Source organism: Rhizobium hidalgonense (assembly GCF_002914525.1).
Taxonomy (GTDB): domain Bacteria; phylum Pseudomonadota; class Alphaproteobacteria; order Rhizobiales; family Rhizobiaceae; genus Rhizobium; species Rhizobium hidalgonense.
Genome location: NZ_LODW01000134.1, coordinates 1 through 463, shown reverse-complemented (window position 1 = coordinate 463; position 463 = coordinate 1). Strand labels below are relative to the sequence as shown.

Genomic DNA, 463 nt, shown 5'->3' with positions numbered 1-463 from the left:
TTGTGAGCTTTCGGGAGGTTGTCCATTCAAAGCGGATTTAGGAGACTGGAGCTATCACACCTCGAGTCGGAAGGATCGCCGCGAATGAACATTCATAAGAATGCCCGACTGACGCCGTTGCGCCGGGAACAAATGGCGCTTGCTGTTATCGAAGGGCATCTGACCCAGGCTCAGGCAGCACAGGCCTATGGCGTCGCGGCCAAGATCGTCGCCCGTTGGGTCGAGCGTTTCAAGGCCGGTGGTCGAGAGGCGATGCTCGATCGTTCCTCCCGACCTCATGCCATGCCCCGGCAGACCAGTCAGGCGCTGGCGGAGCGCATCATCACGCTTCGCCGCCAGCGCCTGACTGGCAAGCACATCGCGATCGAAACCGGTGTATCTGCAGCGACGGTGAGCCGGGTTCTCAAGCGCGCAGGCCTCTCCCGCCTCAAGGATATCGAGCCGGCCGAGCCTGTGCGTCGTC

1 protein-coding gene is annotated in these 463 nt (G+C 61.8%); it reads left to right on the top strand.

Annotation, left to right across the window (positions count from 1 at the left end):
- Positions 1-84 precede the first annotated feature (84 nt).
- Positions 85-463 (top strand): leucine zipper domain-containing protein (locus tag ATY29_RS34955; protein ID WP_133118228.1); only part of this gene is annotated, 379 nt, incomplete at its 3' end.